This window comes from Exiguobacterium sp. FD-YE-25-4, from assembly GCF_057004685.1.
In genome coordinates, this window is sequence record NZ_CM168041.1 from 486,454 (window position 1) to 507,500 (window position 21,047).

The following is a 21,047-nucleotide window of genomic DNA, read 5'->3' on the forward strand; positions in this document are numbered from 1 at the left end:
TGGCACAGAATGTTGCCAAAATATGAACTGGATTGAATTGAGAAAGCGCTTACGCTGAGACTACAATACGAGTGTAGAGCACAAACCGGTTAGCTACACTACAACAATCTACCTTTCACAATAATCGACTGGAGGTTTTATACATGGCGAATGCGCAAGCTGGCTCGGGCGGGGTTCGAGTCAAAGTACAACGGTTCGGGAGTTTCCTGAGCGGAATGGTCATGCCAAACATCGGCGCCTTCATCGCCTGGGGGATCATCACCGCCCTCTTCATTCCAACGGGCTGGTGGCCGAATGAAAAATTAGCAGAACTCGTCGGTCCGACGATCACGTATCTGTTACCGCTCTTGATCGGGTTCACCGGCGGTAAGTTGATTCATGACGTACGAGGCGGAGTCGTCGGGGTACTCGCCACGATGGGGGTCATCGTCGGGACGGACATTCCGATGTTCCTCGGTGCGATGATCATGGGTCCACTCGGTGGATATGTCATTAAACAATTTGACCGCCTCATCGAAGGCAAAGTCAAAGCTGGATTTGAAATGCTCGTCAACAACTTCTCGGTCGGTATCATCGGTGGTCTTCTCATGATCGGTGGCTTCGAAGTGTTCGGTCCAATCATGAGCGGCCTTGATAAAGTCATGGCAGCCGGTGTCGACTGGATCGTCGGCGCGAAACTGTTGCCGATCGCCAGTCTATTCATCGAACCAGCGAAAATCTTGTTCTTGAACAACGCCATCAACCACGGGATCTTGAGCCCGCTTGGTGTCGATCAAGTGGCGGACGCCGGGAAATCGGTCTTGTTCTTACTTGAGGCAAACCCGGGACCAGGTCTTGGTTTACTGCTCGCTTACATGGTGTTCGCTAAAGGTGCGGCCAAACGGACGGCACCAGGGGCAGCGATCATTCACTTCCTCGGTGGGATTCACGAGATTTACTTCCCATACGTCTTGATGAAACCAATCTTGATCCTTGCGATGATCGCAGGGGGCGCAACAGGGGTCTTCACATTCGTCTTATTCGATGTCGGTCTCGTCGCACCAGCGTCACCAGGTAGTATCTTTGCAATCCTTGCGATGGCGTCACGCGGTTCATACCTCGGACTTGTGACAGGGATTCTCTTGTCGGCAGCGGTCACGTTCGCCGTGGCGAGCGTCATCTTGAAATCAAGTGCGGCCGAAGAAGTGTCACTCGAAGAAGCGACACAAAACGTCAGCGCGATGAAAGGCAAACAGTCGTATGCGTCAGCTCTCGTTCACGACCGTCTCGATAAAGTCGATCACATCATCTTCGCTTGTGACGCCGGGATGGGTTCGAGCGCGATGGGTGCCTCGGTACTTCGCAATAAAGTGAACAAGGCGAATTTGCCAATCAAAGTCACGAACACGTCAATCAGTCAATTGCCGAAAGACGCTCAATTCATCATCACCCATGAGGATTTGACGGACCGGGCCGAGGCACAAGTGCCGGATGCGATTCACCGTTCGGTCACGAACTTCTTGAACGCAGACTACTACGATCAATTGATTGAAGAAATCAAAGCAGAACGCAGCAAAATCTCATAACACAACAGACAGAGACAAAGGCTTAAGGTATAGGAGGAACTAAAATGCCATTCATTCAGACAGAGATGATTCGACTCAACCAATCGTTCAACACGTCGGCCGAAGCGATCGACGCAGCCGGTGAAGTGTTAGAAGCAGCCGGATGCGTGTCTCCGGCTTACGTCCAAGCGATGCATGCACGTCAAGCGCTATCAAGCGTTTATATCGGGAACCAAGTCGCGATTCCGCACGGGACTGAGGAAGCGAAATCCGCCGTTCAAAAGACGGGGATTTCCATCCTTCAAGTGCCGGCCGGCGTCGATTTCGGTGGCCAGACGGCGAAACTCGTCATCGGGATTGCTGGTGTGGATGATGAACATTTGGAACTCCTGTCCCAAATCGCAGTCATCTGTTCAGATGAGGATAACGTCGAGCGTCTTGTACAGGCGAAGACGAAAGAAGAGATTTTGTCGTTATTCATGGAAGAGGTGGCGTAATGAAAGCCGTACATTTTGGGGCAGGGAACATCGGACGTGGGTTTATCGGATTGTTGCTCAATCAGAGCGGCTACGAGGTCACGTTCGTCGATATCAATGATACCGTCATCCAGGCGTTAGAAGACAAACGGTTCTATGAAGTCGGATTTGCCGAAGAAGGCGTCGACAACGTCGTCGTCGATCGGGTCCGCGGCGTCAACAGTTTGACCGACCCGGAACGCGTCATCGCCCTCATCGCCGAGGCCGATCTCGTCACGACCGCCGTCGGACCGACGCTGCTACCGAGAGTCGCCCCCCTCATCAGCGAAGGGCTCCGTGAACGAGAGACGTCGGCACCGGTTTATGTGATTGCTTGCGAGAACATGATCGGTGGTAGCGCATCACTTCATCAAGCGATCGAAGCATCAGGTGGTATCGGGACGGCCAATGCTTCGTTCCCGAATGCGGCCGTCGACCGGATCGTCCCGTTGCAGCAACACGCGGACCCGCTGTTCGTCGAGGTCGAGACGTTTTACGAATGGGTCATCGAGACGAAAGGATTGGCCGAGCGGCCCCCGCTTCAAGGTGTGACGTGGGTCGACGAGATTGGGCCATACATCGAGCGGAAGCTGTTCACGGTCAATACCGGTCACGCCATCGCGTCGTACATCGGTTCCTTGTTCGGGAAAGCGACGATCGACGAAGCGCTGAAAGACCGCCGTGTCCGTCAAGTCGTACAAGGCGCCTTGTATGAGACCGGTTGGCTCCTCCTCGAGAAGTACGGGTTCGAGGCGAAAGAACATAGCCAATACATTCAAAAGATCATCAAGCGGTTCGAGAATCCGAAATTGAAAGATGAAGTCTCACGAGTCGCCCGCTCACCAATCCGGAAGCTCGGACCGAGTGACCGGCTCGTCAAACCGGCCCGTGAACTCATCGACAACGGCATCGAACCGAACGAACTCGCCTACGGGATCGCAGCTGCCTTAACCTATTACAACCCTGAGGATTCAGAATCTTCTGAACTTTATGTGTCCATCGAAGAAGATGGCATCGTCTCGACGGTGGAAAAATATCTTCAATTGCATGAGGACGATACGCTCACGAAGCTGATTCTCGAACAATATCACTTGATTCGCGAACAAGAAAAAGCGCAAGTCTCGTAAATCGAATCTCCTATGCCCGAGCGGCATGGGAGATTTTTGGCATATAAAAAGACTGCAGCGCAGGGGCTGCAGTCTCCTCAAGCTCGGGTCTTCCCGAACTCAATATAAGTGGTGACCGATTTGACGTGCTTCACGACGTCCTTCTCACGAAGGGGACGACTGAAGTAATAACCTTGAACGTAATCACACTGTTCGTTCAGCAACCATTCGAGTTGATCCGACGTCTCGACGCCTTCCATGAGCACTTTCATATTAAGGTTATGGCCGAGCTGGATCATCGAACGGACGATGGCTTCCTGGTTCCGGTCCGTGAACAAGTTGACGATGAACGACCGGTCAATCTTCAACACTTGGACCGGGAGCTCCCGCAATTGACGGAACGACGAGTAGCCGGTCCCGAAATCGTCGAGCGAGATCAAGATGCCGAACTGATGGAGCTGGGCAAGTTTCTCCCGTGTCGACGCCTCGTATGACAGCATCGACGACTCCGTCACTTCCAATTCGAGGAACATCGGGTCCATCCCGGTCTCATCCAAGATGGCTTGGAGGGACTCGACGAAATCTTCACGTGCGAATTGGAGTGGCGAGACGTTGACCGAAAGGGTGAATGGTTTCACACCAGACTTCTTCCAGCGCACCCAGGCTCGGCAAGACTCACGCATGACCCAACTGCCAATCGGATGGATGAGGCCCGTGTTTTCTGCGATTGGAATGAAGTCGGTCGGTGACACGTGACCGAGCTCGCGGTTGTTCCAACGAAGCAGCGCCTCAACGCCTTCGAGCCGGTTTTGCGTCAGCGACACTTTCGGCTGATACACGAGTGTGAACTCGTTCCGGTCGAGCGCATGCGTGAGCGCCTTCTCGATCTCGACGGTACGAAGGATTTGGTGCTTCGACTCGTCTTCGAACTCTTTAATTTGATTCTTTCCGGTCCGTTTCGATTCGTGGACGGCGAGGCGGGCGTATTGAACGAGCTCCTCGGCCGATGTCGTGTCTTTCGGATAATGGCTAACTCCGGCACTCATCGTCAGTTCGACGGTCGTGCCGTCGATATCGAACGGCTGAGAGATGGCTTTGATGCATTTCTCTGCCTTCTGTTTGGCAAGCGTACTCCGCTTGTCGAACAACAAGATGATGAACTCGGATGACCCGACGCGTGTCAATATGTCGTCCGGGTGAATCGTCACTTGCAGGCGTTCGGCGATTTGCATCGTCAATTCGTCCGAACCATGATGACCGAGCATGTCGCTCAAGAACCGCCAACGATCGATGTCGATGTAGAGACAAGCGACCGGGTCCTCGATTTGAATATGTTCGGCGAGAATACGTTCGAGCTTGTGCCGGTTCGGCAAATCCGTGAGCGTGTCGTGATACGCCATATGTTCGACGAGACGCTGTGAGGCGATTGTTTCTGAGACGTCACGGAGGAACCAAAGCATCTGGTCCATCGTTTCGCCTTTGAGTGGATAACTCGTGACCTCAATCGTTCGATCACCGATGTCGATGCGCCGTGGTTCATAAAACGGTTGATTGATCGTGAGCGACGAATGATAGTCTTGGAAAAAAGCATCTTCCTCGATTTCGTCAAACAAGCGATAGAAGGCCGTGTTCGCATATTGGATCATTCCATCCTTTGTCGTCGTGACGACGGCATCCGTCGTCGAATCAAGAATCGTCGCTTGAATGAACTCTCGTTTGCGAAGGTGACGATCAAGCGTGAGCGACAGGAAGAAAATGGCGAACAAAATCACTGTGATTGCCGTGACGAGCCATGCGAGTAACGACGGTTCAATCGCATTGGCGAACGGAGAATCCATCTCGACGAACGTGAACGACGCGGCTAGCATCCCGACGAAGTGCATGCCGAAGATGGCGATGCCCATCAGCAACGAGAAAAATACTTTCAATTCGAGATCGATCTTTTGCTTGGCGTACTTCGAGAAGAAACCAATCCAGAGGGCGACGAGAGAGGCGCCAATCGCAATCAGAATCGATAACGCCGCAAGCCATGGATTATACGAAGTCACTACACCTTGCAGGGCGGCCATTCCGACATAATGCATGCTCGCGATACTGCCGCCCATCACAACCCCGGCACCGATCAAAGCGGGGCGGGTCGTGCGACGCGAGACGATCAAGAAGCCGAAAATACAGCCGGCCATGGCGATGATGACGGAAAATAGGACGAGCGGGATCGAATACGTGACCGGTCGCAACGCCTCATGCGCGAGCATGGCGATAAAATGCATCGACCAGATCCCGAGACCGAGCGTCGCACCTCCAGCTAAGATCCACACGTTCTGGACGGAACGGTTCGCTGAATTGACACGCCGTGCCAGCTCGATGGCGGCGTATGCAGAAACGGCGGCGATAATATAAGAGAGAATCACAAGAAAAACATTATGACTCATCGAGTGTTCGACTACTGGTTCCATGTGTACCTCGCTAAAGAATGTATTTTTTATAGTAATTCTAATTATACCCCGCAAAACAAAAGCCCACCTATCATTTTGCTTCACTTGTTGAAAATATTTTTTGCGTGAAATAGGGAAGCCCGGCAGAAAGCGGGTAAACTACGTGTAGAAGGAGGGGGACGCGTTGATTCCGACAAAAAAAGAAATCATTCTGTTTCTCCTCATCGCGTTCGGGTTCTCATGGCTGACGTGGTGGGGGCTGTATATGTGGACCGGATTACCGATCCAGGTGATTGTCGTGATTGGGGCGTTCGGTCCAAGTCTGGCAGGGAGCTATATGGCGTTTCGAGAGAATGGCTGGTCAGGAGTGAAGACGCTTTGGAAGCGAGGGTTCGAGTGGAAGATGTCCGTTCGCTATTACGCGTTCGGGCTCTTGTTCCTGCCTGTGTTGTTTTTGATTGCCCATTGGTGGTCCGATGCCGATGGCGCGTCGTTACTGGAACGTCCATGGCTCGTTGTTCCCTATTTCCTCTACATGTTGTTCCTTGGAGGAACAATCCAAGAAGAGTACGGGTGGCGCGGATATTTGCTCGATGCGTTTCAACTGAAAGTCACGCCCGTCAAGGCGAGCCTGTTCGTCGGCGTCATCTGGGCGGGCTGGCATATTCCGCTCTTCTTCATGGAGGGGACGGGGCAGTCATTGATCCCGTTTTGGGCGTATGGCTCGGCAATTCTGGCGTTCACGTTTATCATTTCGTGGCTCTATAACGTCACGACGATGAACTTATGGTCCGTGTTCCTATTGCACACGATGTTCAACGTCTCGTTCACGCTCGTTCCGTTAATTGAACCGGGCGCGTTCCCGATTGGATTTCTTCACTTGACGCTGTTACTCCTTACGACCGCGATCATCCTCGTCTGGCAGACACACGGCCATCTCGGTTATGATCACCTCGAGCAACTCGAAGCGGTCGAAGGATCGCATCAAGCGAACGTTACACCCAATCGGGACGCGGGTAAAGACTAGCACGTACAATTCAGGACTAGAGGGAAGTGGAGACATTGAACTTTCGCCCGCTTGACCGCGAAGACGTCAAACCGCTCCAACGACTGTTCATGGAGAGTCTGAGTGACTTGATTCGGCGAGAACAGTTTGAGGATGCCGATCTATTGGATGAAGAAGTAGAGCGATTGAACACGACCGTTCAGGACAGTTTCGAGGACGAGTCCGTTCAAATTTTCGTTGTCGTAAAAGACGGCGTCATCGTGGGCACAGCGGCGATTTTACCTCCCAATGACATCATTACTGCCCATATCGACGTCGAACCGAACACGCCAGAAGTCGGTTGCATGTATGTGTCGCCTACGTCCCAACGTCAAGGGGTAGGTCACTTCTTGATTGAGAACATCAAACGACAATTGTCAGCGAACGGACAGACGGCGTTTTACTTGGATGCTGGCTTCCCGACGTCTCAAGCCTATTGGGAAAAGCGGCTCGGGCCGCCGACGTTGACGCTTGACCATTACTGGGGACCTGGCGCACCGCATAAGATTTGGCGTTGCACGACTACAGAAAAAGAGACCTGATTCGCATATGCGGTCAGGTCTCTTGCTTATTTATAAGTGCTCATGAATTGATGAATCCCAGAAGCGGTGGCGTCTGCCATCCGTTGCCGGTAAGTGATGCTCGTCAAATGCGAGCGGTCGTTCGCGTTGCTGATGAACCCGTATTCGACGAGTGTCGAAGGGACGCTGTTCTTTCCGACGACATAAACGTTTTGATACTTCACGCCACGGTTACGGATTGTCGGGATACGTGCACCGAGTTCACGGTTGATGGCCGCTCCTAGACTCCGGCTAGCCGAGATGTATGGGTTCGTCGTATAGCTTTCTCCGGTCGGCACGAGTACTTCATGACCGTGGTAAGACGTGTTCGTCGAAGAGTTGTTGTGAATGCTGACAAAGGCGCTACCTTTATACGACTTCGTCAATTCGACGCGTTGTGCGAGCGACAAGTAGACATCGTTCGTGCGTGTCATCCGTGCGTTATAGCCATATGTATTCGAGAGCGTACTCGCGAGACGTGCGGCAATATCGAATGCAATCACTTTTTCGTAAGATGAGCCGTAGACAGCTCCAGGATCGTTTCCACCGTGTCCGGCATCAATCACAATCGTACGTCCCGTACCCGTGGACGTCGTCGGTGTCGTCGTCGTGGCTGGTTTCAAATACTGGGAAGCGACGTAGCCCGTCTTCCCACCGTAACTGACCTTATACCAAGAGCCGTACTTGCTGACATACTTGACGGTCGAGCCGTTCGGGATGGTCATCAATACCTTGCTCCACGAGGCAGCCGTCAAACGCATGTTCAAGTTGACCGTTGTTTGGTAGGAGGTTGTCGATGTCGTCGTGGTCGGGGCTCCTGTGGCTGATAAGTACTGGGAAGCCACATAGCCCGTTTTCCCATTGTAGCTGACCTTATACCAAGAGCCGTAGCGGCTGACGTACTTGACAGTGGCGCCGTTCGGGATGGTCATCAAGACCGTGCTCCATGAGGCTGCCGTCAATCGCATGTTCAAATTGACTGTTGTTTTGTAGTACGAAGCTGAACTCGGCGTGATTGTCGACGCGCTCGATACTTTTACGTACTGCGAAGCGACGTAGCCGGTTTTTCCGCCGTAACTGACTTTGTACCAAGACCCGTACGTGCTGACATATTTGACGGACGCCCCGGATGGAATCGTTAGAAGAATCGGACTCCAAGTGGCGGCACTCAAACGAAGGTTCAAGTTAGCTGTCGTCGTGTAGGTCGAGGCAGCTTCGACACGGCTCGATTCGAAACCGGTCGGCGTCAAGTCGAATGGGGCGATGGCCATGCCACCAATGACAAGGGAAGAGCTAAGCAACAGTTTCAAGTTCCAAGATGGTTTCGTTCGGTTCAATCGAGATCCGCTCCTTTGTTCGTCGTTCATATGAAATAGCTGTGAAATGAAATCGTCATCATGTCTCCGTTATTATATAAGGAAACAAGAAAAAAATGGAGGTTAATATGTAAATTGTTTTACTTTTTTTCTAAAAGTTTATTTCCAGAGATTCGGAAATAAAAAAGAGACGCGCAAGGGCGTCTCTTTTGAAGGATTAGGCAAGAGGTGAAGAGTCTTTAGAAGCGACTTGGTTAGTTGGCAAGCTCCAGAGGCGTGGGAAATCCTCAGCTGCGACTTGGTTAGTCGGCAAGCTCCAGAGGCGTGGGAAATCCTCAGCTGCGACTTGGTTAGTCGGCAAGCTCCAAAGGCGTGGGAAATCCTCGGCTGCGACTTGGTTAGCCGGCAAGCTCCAGAGGCGTGGGAAATCCTCGGCTGCGACTTGGTTAGTCGGCAAGCTCCAAAGGCGTGGGAAATCCTCAGCTGCGACTTGGTTAGTCGGCAAGCTCCAGAGGCGTGGAAAATCCTCGGCTGCGACTTGGTTAGTCGGCAAGCTCCAGAGGCGTGGGAAATCCTCAGCTGCGACTTGGTTAGCCGGCAAGCTCCAGAGGCGTGGGAAATCTTCAGCGGCCAATTCTTCTGATGTGAACGGATTTTCTGAAATTAGCGGCTTTGAAATTCCGAAAAGAAGAAGTAAAGCTAATGAAACAATTAGCGCATTTTTGAATTTTTTCATAAATAGTACCTCTTTTCTAGGTTGTATGCTGTGTATTTTTCCGTATATAAACAATATATGACGTAAAGGTACTATTTGGCAATCATTCGAGATGTGGTTGATTCAATTTTAAGGCTGTTAAAACTTGACGAGATTGAAGGATAGCTGATTCAAATATAGAGCCTCGGTAATCTTTTGAATAAACAGGTTCGTGAATTTCAATCATGTTATCAACATCTGAATTGGTAATTGGTAAAACAGAGCATTTTGATTTTTGGCTTAGAATCGCACTACATAGAGGATGTTCTTCATGGTTATTATAATCCTCGTCAACTCCAGGCTTCCATGCAAATGAAACCTCTGGTAAAACATACAGTAAATCACCATCGTGCAGTTTTTCTACACACGTTTCAATCAGGGCTTTTTCACACTGATCTGCGTTTAAATATCCTATAGAAGATCTAAATGGATAAATACTTTTCATACTTCTTTTCAAAATAGTTAACGAGAGTTCGGGACCAATAACCCATATTTTTTTTGAAGAATAAGTTTCGCTTAATATGCGTGCGATTAAATTTGGTAAAGTTTGATAATAATCGATGTGGAATGCATTTATGATAATACCTTTAGAATCTTGTAAGAGAGTTGATAGATTATCAAGGCCTCTAAACTGTTTTTGATCTGAGGGGGTAAATAATGCATCGATTGTAGGTAAGTTTCTTGTTGTAAAATAGATGCGTGGCTTTACATAATCTCTAGCGAGGAGATTACTAAGTTTACTCATTTAGATGACCTCCTTTAGTTTATGCCCTATGTCTTGCTTTTTATCATGGATGGAATAAACTTTAAATGAGACAGTCTGTTAAAACTAACAAAATTCCCTTTTTGGGATTAGTTAAATTCTATCATGGATAAAAGGACTAGTGATTTTGTATCGTTTGGGAAAATAGACGCTTAAAACCTTTGAAAATCGACCATTTATAAGTCTGATTTTCCTAGATGAGATGAAATTTGATGAAAATCGGGTCTAAAGTATTATAAAAAGAGTCCAGGAGATGCTACTGCATGCAAAATAATTATGGGAATTTGATTAAAGTAGAGCGTCTGCGCCGTAATATGAAACAGTCAGTTTTAGCCCGTGGAATATGTTCTATCTCATATTTAAGTAAAATTGAAAATAATCAGACCATACCTAGTGAGGAAGTATTAGAACTAATTTTTAGGAAGTTAGACTTAGACATTCCTCTGTACGTAACAGTAACTGAAGCGGAAATTGAAAAGATTAGGCTAGAAATCACCAGATTAATGAAAGAAGCCATCTTATCTAGAAAGCCTAAAGAAACTGCGGACAACCTGAAGAGAATAGAGCGATATAAAAACGATCATAGGATTTACAAACACAAACCTCTATATATATTAATGTTATTAGTGTTAGCTCGATTTGATTTTATGCCTGGTGGAAAAGAAGGATATTTAACTGAATTAGAATGGCTACAAGATCAGTTCACTTCCGAAGATCGTATGCGGTTTAACGTTCTAAAGGCTTTAAAATCTTTTTCTTTAAACGATAAAGACACCGCCTTGTCTCTTATGCAACAAGTAAGAGACGAGTTGGATACAACATATTTAGAAGAATGGGAAATAGCAGATATCAATTACATCATTGGTGGAATGTATTATAAATACACTGATTATCTTCAAACAATCGAACACGTTACTACAGCTTTGACATACTTTAAAGATAATTTTTATGTGGAACGGGTTATCGAATGCCACTTAATTATTGGATTAGCATTCAAAAGAAGAAAAAGATTTAATGAATCATTGTCCCATTACCAAAAGGCAATAAAGGCTGCTGGAGCTACTGATTTAAAAGGGTATTATGGGATGCTATACAATAACACAGGAGAAATTTATTCTTTGCAAGGAAACCGAGAACTTGCATTAGAATATTTCCTGAAAGGATTAGAATATAAAGTAGAAACCAAAAGTAAGTTACTAAGTATTCTTTCTTTAATTGAGGAATACTCTATTCGGGATAATGCGAAAGAAGTACTTGATTGGGTAGAAAAGGGAGAAAATATCATTAAAGAAGCTGGTATACAGGAAAACCTAGACGAATTTATATACCACTTTGGAGTCTTCCGTGATAAATACACTCATGGAAACAGTAAAGAATTGATTGAAAGTTTGAAAAAGGCAGTTCACTATTTTGAGTCGTCTGATGATTATCATTACACAAACAAATACGCACTTTGGTTAGCGCGTGAGCTACGTGAAAATGGGAAGTATAAACTATCCACTGAATACTATGAAAAATCCATTGCGATTATGTCTCGATGGGATTAACGCCTCTCGAGGCGTTCTTTTTTTTGCACAAAAAAAGAGACGCCCGAATCGTCTCTTGTCGTTTTATGGAGTGGTGAAATAATGAATCGTCCAAATCGGTTCGTTCATCAACGCTTCATCTTCCACATGGCCCATTTGCACTTGTTGGAGCAAGTGAATGATGTGCTTTTGTAAATTGGCGTCGTGTGAGCCGCTCGTCAAAATCCCATCTTCACTCGCGATGATATAAAATCCACCCAATCGCAACGGAATATGATTTCTTACAATCGACACGGCAGTCTGAAGTTCAGCTTGCCCGCCCTGCAGTGGCACGTTTATATCAAAACGGCCCCATTGTTTAAAGTCGCCTACTTCTGAAAACGGTGGGTCGCGATGATCCAACTCCATGACCTCCAATCTTGTCTGTCTCTTCCTTACTAGTATAGCTCTTTTTTTAAATTTTACCTGCGAGAATAATGGGAAGGGTGTAGTGACGTCGCCTCAGGTTCTCGGTGTTACTCTTTTTCTAGATTATGCCAAAACATTCCTGCAAAAAAGAGAAGCAATAATATAAAAAACACGACCGGAATGAATCCGGCCGCGCTCATTGATGAATCGCCTCTTTTGACGTCGGGAGCTCACAAATAAAGGTGCTACCTTCACCGTAGATCGATTCGACATGTAAATGTCCGTCGTGCGCTTTGGCGATCTCTTTACAGATGGCGAGACCGAGGCCCGTTCCGCCGATTTTCCGGCGGTCCGAGTTGTCGACTCGGTAAAACTTCCCGAACAAGTTCGGCAAGGCGGAAGAAGGGATCCCCATCCCGTTATCCCGGACTTTCATGACGACTTGTCCTTCGAGTCGTTCCAACGAGACGAGCACGTTGCCGCCTTCAGGTGAATACTTGATGGCGTTACTGAGCAAGTTACCAAGCAACTGCCGCATTCCTTCTAAATCAGCTTCGATTTTGAAGTCTTGTCCGACGTCGGCATCGAGGTGTAAATGATGCGAGTCGGTCGTTTCTTGATAGAAGCTGATGCTGTCACGAGCAAGTTCGAGAAGGTCAACCGTTTCCCATTCAAACGTCTGTTTCCCGGCCTCCATCTTTTGCAGGTCGAGGAAGTCGTTTACCAAGTAGGAGAGACGCTTCGCTTCGTCATGGATGGTCTTCAAATACAATTCGCGACGGCTTTCTTTCAAGTCGCGCTCGAGCATCAATTCTGTAAACCCATAAATGGAAGATAACGGAGTTCGTAATTCGTGAGAAACCGTCGAGACGAGCTCCGACTTCATTCGGTCGATCTCGGTCTCGGCCGTCACATCACGCAACACGAGCATCGTGCCGTGTATCTTCCCATCCCGGTAAATGCTCTCGGCGTATACTTGGAGGAAGCAATCACCTTGGTCAAGGGAAATCGAGAGGCCATCTTCCGGTGGTTCTTGGTCGAACACACGCTCGACGTAACTGATGAAGAGGTCTTGTTGGTCGACCCGTTCGGCGAACTGTTCGATATCGATCGACAAGGTCGTCAGTTCCTCATAACCCGCGTACTCGAATTGGAGCTCATCGAACATGCGGATAAAGGCGCGGTTGCCGACAATCGTGTCTTCCTCATAATTGAAGTAGAGGATGGCTTCGCGCACTGAGTTGATCAGTTGCGCCGTCTCTTTCCGGTCTTGTTGCATTTGGCGATACAGTCGGGTCCGCAATAGCGAGATAGCCAACTGATTCGCAAATGCGTTCAGTTCCGACGTTTCACTCGCGTCGAACGGCTCGTCATAACATGCCAAGTACAAGCAACCGATCATCGTCCCATCTGACGGGTCTTTCACGGGGATGACCGTCTCGTGGATGTAATACGGATAACCGTGAATCTGATCAGCCACTTTCTTCGATGTCGCTTCTAGCGATTTCGAGATCATGACGCGTTTTAACAAGAGCGACTGCACCTTTAAATCTTCTTGTTGTTCTGTCGTCATCCCTTTTGGTACGACGGATGTGATTTCATCGTCTTTGATTAGGAGGACCGCCCCGAACTCAGCCTCGGTCAACCAGACGATCTTTTCGATGACAGCAGAGTAGTCTAATAACGACTCCTTTGAAGCGAGTACTTCGATCAGTTCGTTACGATACTTCAATTTTGTCTCGTTTTGTTTAGACGCCTCGAGCACCGACTGCATCTCTTGTTGCTTCGCATGCATTTTCTCATTTTGTCCGACCATTCGTTTAATCAATGGACGGCCGATTAATAAAATAGCAGTGATAAACATGACTAACCCGGTCATCCAAATCCAACGTAACGTCAAAAGTTCGTTTGGCGAGACGTTATCATCCCGAACAAACCAAGCCGCGATTGCCGTTAAAAAGAGACTGACGATACAGACCCCATACAGGATGCCGAGTATTTGACGACTGTTCAATTGTTCAATCCACTTGCCCATAATACGCTCTACTTCCTTCCTTAACTAAAACCATCTCCAATTCAATCGTCATAACCGAAATATACAAAAAGAAAAATCAGATGAACACCGAACTGCTCAAGCGATGTGCCATCAGATGATTGTCTGTTTAATTGTCATATCTAGACGGATATACCCCGTATTTCATCATCCTACACATTCCGATGTGCTCACGTTTGACACGTCCGCTGTGAACGGGATAGTTTGAACCTATAGTCGAATCCAAAGGAGTGCTATCGTATGCTATCGATTGAACCTTCAGCTTTAACCGAACGTGACGCGTATAAATTTTTGATTGGAAGTGTCGTACCGCGCCCAATCGCATTTGTGACGACGCGAAACGGAGAGACGATTAATGCCGCTCCGTTCAGTTATTTCAATATCGTCGCTTCCGAACCACCACTTCTCTCGGTGTCGGTTCAACGGAAGGACGGTGTCATGAAAGACACGGCTCGTAACGCTGTCGCGACCGAAGAACTCGTCATCCATATCGTAGACGAAACGAATGTGACCCTCGTCAATGAGACGGCAGCCAATCTAGGACCCGAGGAAAGCGAACTCGAGCGGACGGCCTTCACCATCGTGCCTAGCGACGTCGTGAAGACACCGGGTGTGAAAGAAGCCAAAATCCGGATGGAGTGTAAACTTCATCATCACGTTCCAATCGAACACGATGGCGTCGTGACAGCGGACTTGTTGATCGCTCGCGTCGTCCGTTTTCACATCGAGCCAGCGCTTTATCATGCTGGACGCATCGATGCGGAACAACTGGCGCCGGTCAGTCGTCTCGCCGGCAACTTTTATGCGACCCTCGGGGACACTTTTGAAATCGAACGACCAAAATAAACGTCATGGCGCCTGCTCAAATCAGAGACAAGGCGCCTTTTTTCGGGTAAAGAATGGAAAACCGATTGGCATGATGGTTTTCTTTCACACGAGCGCTTGAATATGTCACAATAAAGTCAGAACATTCAATTTTCGAACGCATCAGCGATTAGAGAAAAAAGGGGAGTCGGCTATGTCCTATCGTCCAGCCATTCAATCGATCATCAATGCCATTGAAACGGTGATCGTCGGGAAAGAAGATGTCATCGCAAAAAGTTTGACTGCGTTGCTTGCCGGAGGTCACGTGTTGTTAGAAGACGTGCCCGGGGTCGGGAAGACGATGCTCGTTCGTACGTTCAGTCGTGCCATTGATTTGGATTTTAAACGCGTTCAGTTCACTCCGGACATGTTGCCGTCCGACTTGACGGGGATCTCGATGTACAATCAAAAGACAAAAGAGTTCGAGTACCGTCCGGGACCTTTGATGGGGAACATCGTCTTGGCTGATGAAATCAACCGGACCTCTCCGAAAACGCAGTCGGCGTTACTCGAGGCGATGGCGGAGCGCAGTGTGACCGTCGATGGGGAAGTCAAAATCTTACCTTCCCCGTTCTTCGTCATGGCGACACAAAACCCGATTGAACATGAAGGAACATACCCGCTCCCGGAAGCCCAGCTCGACCGATTCCTTCTTAAAATCGAGATGGGGTACCCGTCGTTCAATGAAGAAATCTCTTTGTTGACCCGTTTCGAAAAGGCAGAGCCGCTCGAGGCGCTCCAAAGTGTCATCACGAAACACGAAGTCGAACAGATGCAGCGTGACGTGCGTGACGTGCATGTCTCGAGTGCGGTCAAACAGTATATCGTCCGCTTGATCCATGAGTCGCGCAACGACCCTAACACGTACCTCGGGGGTAGTCCGCGTGCGACGCTCGCTCTGATGAAGGCAGCTCAGGCGTGGGCGTATATCCATAACCGTGATTTCGTCTTGCCAGATGACGTGAAGGCGCTCGCGGGTAGTGTGCTCGGTCACCGTATCTTGTTGACGGCAGAGGCGCGTTATAAAGGGAAAACGGCCGAACAGCTCGTCAAAGGTTGGCTCGACTCGCTACCGGTCCCGATGGATCGTGAGGTCAAAGAAGTATGAAAAATTGGATGAAGCTGTTCCTCGTGTGGGCGGCGGCATTCGGACTTTACGCGTTCGCCCGGATCGAAGGGAGTATCGTCGCCTCGACACTTTGGTGGTCATTTTTCGTTTTGGCGGCGTATTGGACAATCTTTATGATTTACCCGGTCACGGCAGCCAACGTCTCGCGGCGAATCACGACCAAACGACTCGTCTCGGGCCAAACGATGGACGTAGAACTGCAAGTGGAGCGGAAGTATCCGTTTCTTGTCGGGGTCGTCACGTTAGAAGAGACACCGCCGCCTCGTCTCGCTACATCGACGGACGTGATTGTTACTCCGGTCGACCGCTTTTTTCGGCGAACAGAGACGGTGCATTACGAAATCGAACAGATCCGCCGGGGGATCCACGTTTTCGATCGGACGGTCCTTCACGTACGTGACGTGTTCGGGCTGTTCGATCGTAAACGGACGTTGCGGCTCGAGACGGTCGTCGAAGTGTCGCCGGCTGAACTTCCGTTCGATTTGCCGCGTGATGAGCAGGTCGGTGGGCGTGGCGAACAGTACCGGCGCACGCGGACATATACAGAAGTAGCGAACACGACGAGCGGTGTCCGGGAATACGCGGCCGGTGACCGCATCGGCCGGATTGATTGGAAGGCCTCGGCTCGTCGAGGCAACTTGATGACGAAAACGTTCGATCAAGAGCAGGAGAAAAAACTATCGCTCGTCTTCGTCCCGTCCACATCTGCCGGACACGAAGAAGCGTTCGAACGATCACTGTCGTTACTCGTCGGCGCGATTCGGCAACTTGAACGGAAAAACTTGCCGTTTGAACTGTACGTCATCGAAGAACAGGTCCGTCTATTTCATTTGCCGGACCAAAGCGCCGAGGTCGGGCATTACTTGCTGACGGCGACGCCAGAACCGGAAGGGCGTCTCGTTGAACGAGTGAAGCGTAACTTGCCGCAAGAGGTCGGAAACTTGATTTTAATCAGCCCGCTCGAGACGAAATGGGTACGCGAAATCATGAATGAGACCCAAGGCAGCTATCACTTGTACACGGCGAACGAGGTGACGACATGACGATGTGGGTGAAACGGATTGTCTATACGGCACTTGCCGCTTACTTGTTGTCGTTTTGGGTCGAGCCGATTGTCGGGAGTACGACGTTCGACGTCAATTGGCCGTTCCTGTTTTTACTCCTCGTACCGATGTTTGCGAGCTTGTTGCCTTGGTATGGGTTCATCGCCGTGGTTGTCCTCAACTTCTTTACCATCTTGTACGTGTATCACGGAAGTATCTTAGATTGGTTTGGGCTCTGGCTAGAAGATTTGAGTGGCGTGCTGAGTGGGGCTTTACCAGAAGAAGCGATTTTCTTCTCGGCGATGGCGCTCATCGGTGTCCTGTTCGCCATCTTGGTCGGACGGACGTATCCAAGCTATGGTTTCGTCCTCGGGATGATCGTCTCGACGCTCGGATTGATGGCGTACTTTGACACATGGACGCTTTATGACGGAGAAGGAAAAATACTACTTGCGATTTTAGCGTCACTCTTATTACTCTTCGTCACGGATTTGGCGAAACGGCCGAGCAAGTCGCTCGTCCGCTATGTCAGTATCGCTCTCCTCGCTTCGGTCGTGTTGGCGCTCGCGAGCGTGTCGCCGACGATTGAAGGGGACTGGTCCGATCGGTTGACGACGAGTTTCCAAAACGCTGGCAATGATGAAGGGTCAGGCAGCGGTCGAGTCGGCTACGGGGTGAACGATGAGCAACTCGGTGGACCGTTCGAACAGGATGACGGGATCGTCTTCATCGCCCGTGGTGTACCGGCACGCTACTGGCGCATCGAATCAAAAGAGATTTACACCGGTAAAGGTTGGGTCGAGTCCCCGGTCCTCGACTCGGACTACAACCGCGGCCAGCTCGTCGACCCGGACGTCGATACGACGCCTGAACAGGCGCTGCTCCGATTCGACCGGCGTCAAACGTTCGTCCCGTATGGCGGGGAGTATCCACAAGCGACCGAGACGGACAATGGGACCGAATTCAGGGTCGGCAGTATCGAGGAGCCGTTCCCGAACGAGACGATTCACATCCGTCCGTCCGGAAAGATCGTCTTCGACAATGATGGCCAAACGACGCCGCAGACGATTCAACTTCGCTACAGCGTCCCTTCCTTCACTGAAGAGCAACTGGCATTGAACGAACCGGTAACGACGTTGACGGAAGAAGAGCGGCAGGCGTACTTACAACTACCGGATTCGCTTCCGGACCGTGTTCGTGACTTGGCGGCTGACATCACGGCTGACAGCGAGAGTCCTTACGAGGACGCCCAAGCCGTTCAGGGGTACTTCCAATCTGGAGAATTCCAATACAACACGGAAGACGTCGCCGTCCCGGAAGGGGATACCGATTACGTCGATCAATTTTTGTTTGATACGTTGATCGGGTACTGCGACAACTTCTCGACCTCGGCCGCTGTCCTTCTACGGGCGAGCGGGGTGCCGACGCGTTGGGTCAAAGGCTTCACGATGGGTGATGCGCGCGGGGTCATTCAAGGGGAAGAAGAATACACGGTCCGGAACCGTCACGCTCACTCATGGGTAGAATATTTCGTGGAAGGCGCAGGCTGGGTCCCGCTTGAGGCGACGATCAGTTTCTCGGACGCCAACTTACTTCAAATCGAGACAGAGGACGAAACGAATTCAGAAGACCCGGCAGCCAACGATCCACAAGCATCGCAAGACAATGAGCAGACGAACCGTCCACAGGAAGATTTGGCACTCGATGATGTCACATCAGGTGAGGCGGCAACGGAGAATTGGAATATGCCGGTCTGGGGTTGGGTGTTGATTGTCTTTACGGTCGCCGTTCTCGTATGGAACCGAAAATCGATTGAACGCCTCGTCATGATGCTTTGGTGGACACGGCGTCCATTGAATGAAAATCGACTCGTCGCCATGCACCGATATCTAGTTAAACGACTCCGCGGAGCAGGCTTCAAAGTCGACGGGCGCACGCCGTCAGAACTCGCTGCAGAGGTCGATGCCTATTATGAGTCGACCGAAATGACGAGATTGACCCGTCTGTTCGAGCAAAGTATCTATGCCGACCAAACACCGAATTCAAAATATAAAGAATATTGGAAAATCATGATTCGTCGAATTATGAGTTGAAGTAGGCGGATGCATACAGTAAGATAGACGCATTAGTTAGATAATTGAACAGCATTCCTTCGTATATACTCGCGAATTGGCGCGAGAGTCTCTACCGGACCACCGTAAATGGACCGACTATGAAGGAGCACGTTTCGTATACACAGAAAAGGGCGTGCTTCTTCTTCGGTTTAGTGAATCCGTGGGAGAAGCTCGCTCTTTTTTTGAGAAGAAGGCAGAAAGGTGGAGGTTTTGTGAAAATAGAACAAGAGATGATTTTGGTGCTCGACTTTGGAGGCCAGTACAACCAGTTGATCACACGTCGTGTGCGTGACCTTGGCGTATATAGTGAGCTTCATTCCCACAAGATGACCGCTGCTGAGATTCGTGAACTGGCTCCGGCCGGTATTATTTTCTCGGGTGGCCCGAACAGTGTGTACGCGGAAGGCGCATATCGCTGTGACCCAGAAATTTTCGAACTCGGGATTCCGATTTTCGGGATCTGTTACGGCATGCAGCTCATGACGCATCACTTCGGTGGACGTGTCGAGCGGGCCGCACATCGTGAATACGGGAAAGCGACGCTCTTCTCGACACCGGAAGCGTCGGCCCTCTACAAGGATCTTCCAGTGGAACATACTGTTTGGATGAGTCACGGTGACCTCGTCATGGAAGCACCGCCAGGATTTATCGTTGATGGGACGAACCCTTCTTGTCCGGTCGCCTCAATCAAGAGTGATGACCTCAAGATGTATGGGGTGCAGTATCACCCGGAAGTCCGTCACTCGGAGTACGGAAACGACATCTTGAAAAACTTCATCTATGAAGTGTGTGGTGCCAAAGGCGAATGGTCGATGGAAAACTTTATCGACATCGAAGTCGAGAAGATTCGTGAAATCGTCGGTGACAAGCAAGTTCTTTGTGCCTTGTCAGGTGGTGTTGACTCATCGGTCGTGGCGGCGCTCGTTCACCGCGCGATCGGCGACCAGTTGACATGTATGTTCGTCGACCATGGTTTGCTCCGTAAAAACGAAGCGGACAGTGTCATGAAGACGTTCGCAGATGGCTTTAATATGAAAGTCATTAAGATTGATGCACAGGAGCGTTTCATGGCCAAACTTGCCGGTGTTTCAGATCCGGAACAAAAACGAAAAATCATCGGCAACGAGTTCATCTACGTGTTTGACGAAGAAGCGTCTAAACTTGTGGACATGGACTTCCTTGCCCAAGGTACGCTCTACACGGATATCATCGAGAGTGGAACAGATACGGCACAAACGATCAAGTCGCACCATAACGTCGGTGGACTTCCGGAAGATATGAACTTCACGTTGATCGAGCCGCTCAACACGCTCTTTAAAGACGAAGTACGTGAACTCGGTACTGAACTCGGATTGCCAGACTATATCGTATGGCGCCAACCGTTCCCGGGACCAGGTCTTGGCATTCGTGTTCTCGGTGAAATCACAGAAGAGAAACTCGAAATCGTGCGCGAATCTGATGCGATTTTGCGTGAAGAAGTGAAGAAAGCCGGTCTCGAACGTGACATTTGGCAATATTTCACGGTTCTTACACCGATTCGTTCAGTCGGCGTCATGGGCGACGAGCGGACGTATGACTATGCCGTCGGCGTCCGTGCCGTCACATCAATTGATGGGATGACTTCGGATTGGGCCCGCATCCCATGGGATGTACTCGAGAAGATTTCGGTCCGTATCGTCAACGAAGTCAGTCACGTCAACCGTGTCCTGTACGACATCACATCGAAGCCACCAGCAACAATCGAGTGGGAATAATAGGCAGAGGGGGGCAATCCTCTCTGTTTTTATATGGAAAAACCGAACATTAGAATGAAATATTTGATTAAAATCCGTCATTACTGTTGACATTCATTTTTGACGTTGTTAAGATAAA

At 49.7% G+C, this 21,047-nt stretch carries 17 protein-coding genes and 1 riboswitch; of the genes, 11 read left to right on the plus strand and 6 right to left on the minus strand.

The genetic code is table 11. The features are described from left to right. Positions 1 to 143 precede the first annotated feature (143 nt). The 3 genes from AC13H5_RS02565 to AC13H5_RS02575 are packed head-to-tail and all read left to right on the plus strand — an operon-like array spanning position 144 to position 3,186. Positions 144 to 1,565: a PTS mannitol transporter subunit IIBC gene (locus AC13H5_RS02565; protein ID WP_034781590.1), complete on the plus strand. Its 1,422-nt coding sequence runs from the start codon at positions 144 to 146 to the stop codon at positions 1,563 to 1,565. 44 nt (positions 1,566 to 1,609) lie between these two features. Continuing rightward, positions 1,610 to 2,041: a PTS mannitol transporter subunit IIA gene (locus tag AC13H5_RS02570; RefSeq protein ID WP_052090290.1), complete on the plus strand. Its 432-nt coding sequence runs from the start codon at positions 1,610 to 1,612 to the stop codon at positions 2,039 to 2,041. Beyond that, complete coding sequence (locus tag AC13H5_RS02575; protein WP_214720146.1) at positions 2,041 to 3,186, plus strand: mannitol-1-phosphate 5-dehydrogenase; 1,146 nt, start codon at positions 2,041 to 2,043, stop codon at positions 3,184 to 3,186. Before AC13H5_RS02570 ends, AC13H5_RS02575 begins: the two co-directional genes overlap by 1 nt. A gap of 77 nt (positions 3,187 to 3,263) precedes the next feature. Here the strand turns inward: AC13H5_RS02575 and AC13H5_RS02580 are convergent, their stop codons facing one another. Beyond that, entirely contained in the window at positions 3,264 to 5,621 is a 2,358-nt protein-coding gene (locus AC13H5_RS02580; RefSeq protein WP_483546262.1) for a bifunctional diguanylate cyclase/phosphodiesterase, read from the minus strand. 163 nt (positions 5,622 to 5,784) lie between these two features. Here AC13H5_RS02580 and AC13H5_RS02585 point away from each other — a divergent pair, with 163 nt between their 5' ends. Together AC13H5_RS02585 and AC13H5_RS02590 are read left to right on the plus strand one after the other, a co-directional pair. Further along, positions 5,785 to 6,627, plus strand: a complete 843-nt coding sequence (locus AC13H5_RS02585; RefSeq protein ID WP_483546263.1) for a CPBP family intramembrane glutamic endopeptidase — start codon at positions 5,785 to 5,787, stop codon at positions 6,625 to 6,627. A gap of 35 nt (positions 6,628 to 6,662) precedes the next feature. Then, positions 6,663 to 7,187: a GNAT family N-acetyltransferase gene (locus AC13H5_RS02590; protein ID WP_214754546.1), complete on the plus strand. Its 525-nt coding sequence runs from the start codon at positions 6,663 to 6,665 to the stop codon at positions 7,185 to 7,187. A gap of 26 nt (positions 7,188 to 7,213) precedes the next feature. On the opposite strand, the gene AC13H5_RS02595 is transcribed toward AC13H5_RS02590, so the two are convergent. The 3 genes from AC13H5_RS02595 to AC13H5_RS02605 form a co-directional block, all read right to left on the minus strand. Further along, positions 7,214 to 8,542 (minus strand): N-acetylmuramoyl-L-alanine amidase family protein, encoded by a 1,329-nt coding sequence (locus AC13H5_RS02595; RefSeq protein ID WP_214825376.1) that lies wholly within the window; start codon positions 8,540 to 8,542, stop codon positions 7,214 to 7,216. Between the two features lie 196 nt (positions 8,543 to 8,738). Further along, positions 8,739 to 9,257: a hypothetical protein gene (locus tag AC13H5_RS02600; protein ID WP_034781604.1), complete on the minus strand. Its 519-nt coding sequence runs from the start codon at positions 9,255 to 9,257 to the stop codon at positions 8,739 to 8,741. Positions 9,258 to 9,339: 82 nt separating this feature from the next. Beyond that, positions 9,340 to 10,020 carry a hypothetical protein gene (locus AC13H5_RS02605; RefSeq protein WP_034781607.1) on the minus strand — a complete coding sequence of 227 codons (681 nt, stop codon included), beginning with the start codon at positions 10,018 to 10,020 and terminating at the stop codon, positions 9,340 to 9,342. A gap of 281 nt (positions 10,021 to 10,301) precedes the next feature. Between AC13H5_RS02605 and AC13H5_RS02610 the strand changes: the two genes are divergently transcribed. Next, positions 10,302 to 11,585 carry a tetratricopeptide repeat protein gene (locus AC13H5_RS02610; protein WP_034781610.1) on the plus strand — a complete coding sequence of 428 codons (1,284 nt, stop codon included), beginning with the start codon at positions 10,302 to 10,304 and terminating at the stop codon, positions 11,583 to 11,585. 63 nt (positions 11,586 to 11,648) lie between these two features. Here the strand turns inward: AC13H5_RS02610 and AC13H5_RS02615 are convergent, their stop codons facing one another. Then, a complete protein-coding gene (locus AC13H5_RS02615; RefSeq protein WP_131490827.1) occupies positions 11,649 to 11,966 on the minus strand; it encodes a hypothetical protein in 318 nt (105 codons plus the stop codon). Positions 11,967 to 12,168: 202 nt separating this feature from the next. Then, on the minus strand, positions 12,169 to 14,007 hold the full coding sequence (locus AC13H5_RS02620; RefSeq protein WP_235420266.1) for an ATP-binding protein: 1,839 nt from the start codon (positions 14,005 to 14,007) through the stop codon (positions 12,169 to 12,171). 258 nt (positions 14,008 to 14,265) lie between these two features. On the opposite strand from AC13H5_RS02620, the gene AC13H5_RS02625 reads away from it, so the two are divergent. The 5 genes from AC13H5_RS02625 to guaA all read left to right on the plus strand — a co-directional run bounded on the left by AC13H5_RS02625 (position 14,266) and on the right by guaA (position 20,929). Beyond that, positions 14,266 to 14,871 (plus strand): flavin reductase family protein, encoded by a 606-nt coding sequence (locus AC13H5_RS02625; RefSeq protein WP_034781621.1) that lies wholly within the window; start codon positions 14,266 to 14,268, stop codon positions 14,869 to 14,871. A gap of 172 nt (positions 14,872 to 15,043) precedes the next feature. After that, a complete protein-coding gene (locus AC13H5_RS02630) occupies positions 15,044 to 15,997 on the plus strand; it encodes an AAA family ATPase (protein WP_214709525.1) in 954 nt (317 codons plus the stop codon). Next, positions 15,994 to 17,061, plus strand: a complete 1,068-nt coding sequence (locus AC13H5_RS02635; RefSeq protein WP_034781624.1) for a DUF58 domain-containing protein — start codon at positions 15,994 to 15,996, stop codon at positions 17,059 to 17,061. The genes AC13H5_RS02630 and AC13H5_RS02635 overlap by 4 nt, the downstream gene beginning before the upstream one ends. Next, positions 17,058 to 19,154, plus strand: a complete 2,097-nt coding sequence (locus AC13H5_RS02640) for a DUF4129 domain-containing transglutaminase family protein (protein ID WP_483546264.1) — start codon at positions 17,058 to 17,060, stop codon at positions 19,152 to 19,154. Before AC13H5_RS02635 ends, AC13H5_RS02640 begins: the two co-directional genes overlap by 4 nt. Before the next feature lie 39 nt (positions 19,155 to 19,193). Further along, positions 19,194 to 19,294: riboswitch (purine riboswitch) on the plus strand. 111 nt (positions 19,295 to 19,405) lie between these two features. Further along, positions 19,406 to 20,929 carry a glutamine-hydrolyzing GMP synthase gene (gene guaA / locus AC13H5_RS02645; RefSeq protein ID WP_483546542.1) on the plus strand — a complete coding sequence of 508 codons (1,524 nt, stop codon included), beginning with the start codon at positions 19,406 to 19,408 and terminating at the stop codon, positions 20,927 to 20,929. Positions 20,930 to 21,047 lie beyond the last annotated feature (118 nt).

Excerpts from the sequence above, each read along its gene's own strand:
- AC13H5_RS02610 (WP_034781610.1), top strand. The coding sequence starts at position 10,302 with ATGCAAAATAATTATGGGAATTTGATTAAAGTAGAGCGTCTGCGCCGT.
- AC13H5_RS02565 (WP_034781590.1), top strand. The coding sequence starts at position 144 with ATGGCGAATGCGCAAGCTGGCTCGGGCGGGGTTCGAGTCAAAGTACAA.
- AC13H5_RS02635 (WP_034781624.1), top strand. The coding sequence starts at position 15,994 with ATGAAAAATTGGATGAAGCTGTTCCTCGTGTGGGCGGCGGCATTCGGA.
- AC13H5_RS02630 (WP_214709525.1), top strand. The coding sequence starts at position 15,044 with ATGTCCTATCGTCCAGCCATTCAATCGATCATCAATGCCATTGAAACG.
- AC13H5_RS02600 (WP_034781604.1), bottom strand. The coding sequence starts at position 9,257 with ATGAAAAAATTCAAAAATGCGCTAATTGTTTCATTAGCTTTACTTCTT.
- AC13H5_RS02625 (WP_034781621.1), top strand. The coding sequence starts at position 14,266 with ATGCTATCGATTGAACCTTCAGCTTTAACCGAACGTGACGCGTATAAA.
- guaA (WP_483546542.1), top strand. The coding sequence starts at position 19,406 with ATGATTTTGGTGCTCGACTTTGGAGGCCAGTACAACCAGTTGATCACA.
- AC13H5_RS02640 (WP_483546264.1), top strand. The coding sequence starts at position 17,058 with ATGACGATGTGGGTGAAACGGATTGTCTATACGGCACTTGCCGCTTAC.
- AC13H5_RS02575 (WP_214720146.1), top strand. The coding sequence starts at position 2,041 with ATGAAAGCCGTACATTTTGGGGCAGGGAACATCGGACGTGGGTTTATC.
- AC13H5_RS02580 (WP_483546262.1), bottom strand. The coding sequence starts at position 5,621 with ATGGAACCAGTAGTCGAACACTCGATGAGTCATAATGTTTTTCTTGTG.
- AC13H5_RS02605 (WP_034781607.1), bottom strand. The coding sequence starts at position 10,020 with ATGAGTAAACTTAGTAATCTCCTCGCTAGAGATTATGTAAAGCCACGC.
- AC13H5_RS02570 (WP_052090290.1), top strand. The coding sequence starts at position 1,610 with ATGCCATTCATTCAGACAGAGATGATTCGACTCAACCAATCGTTCAAC.
- AC13H5_RS02620 (WP_235420266.1), bottom strand. The coding sequence starts at position 14,007 with ATGGGCAAGTGGATTGAACAATTGAACAGTCGTCAAATACTCGGCATC.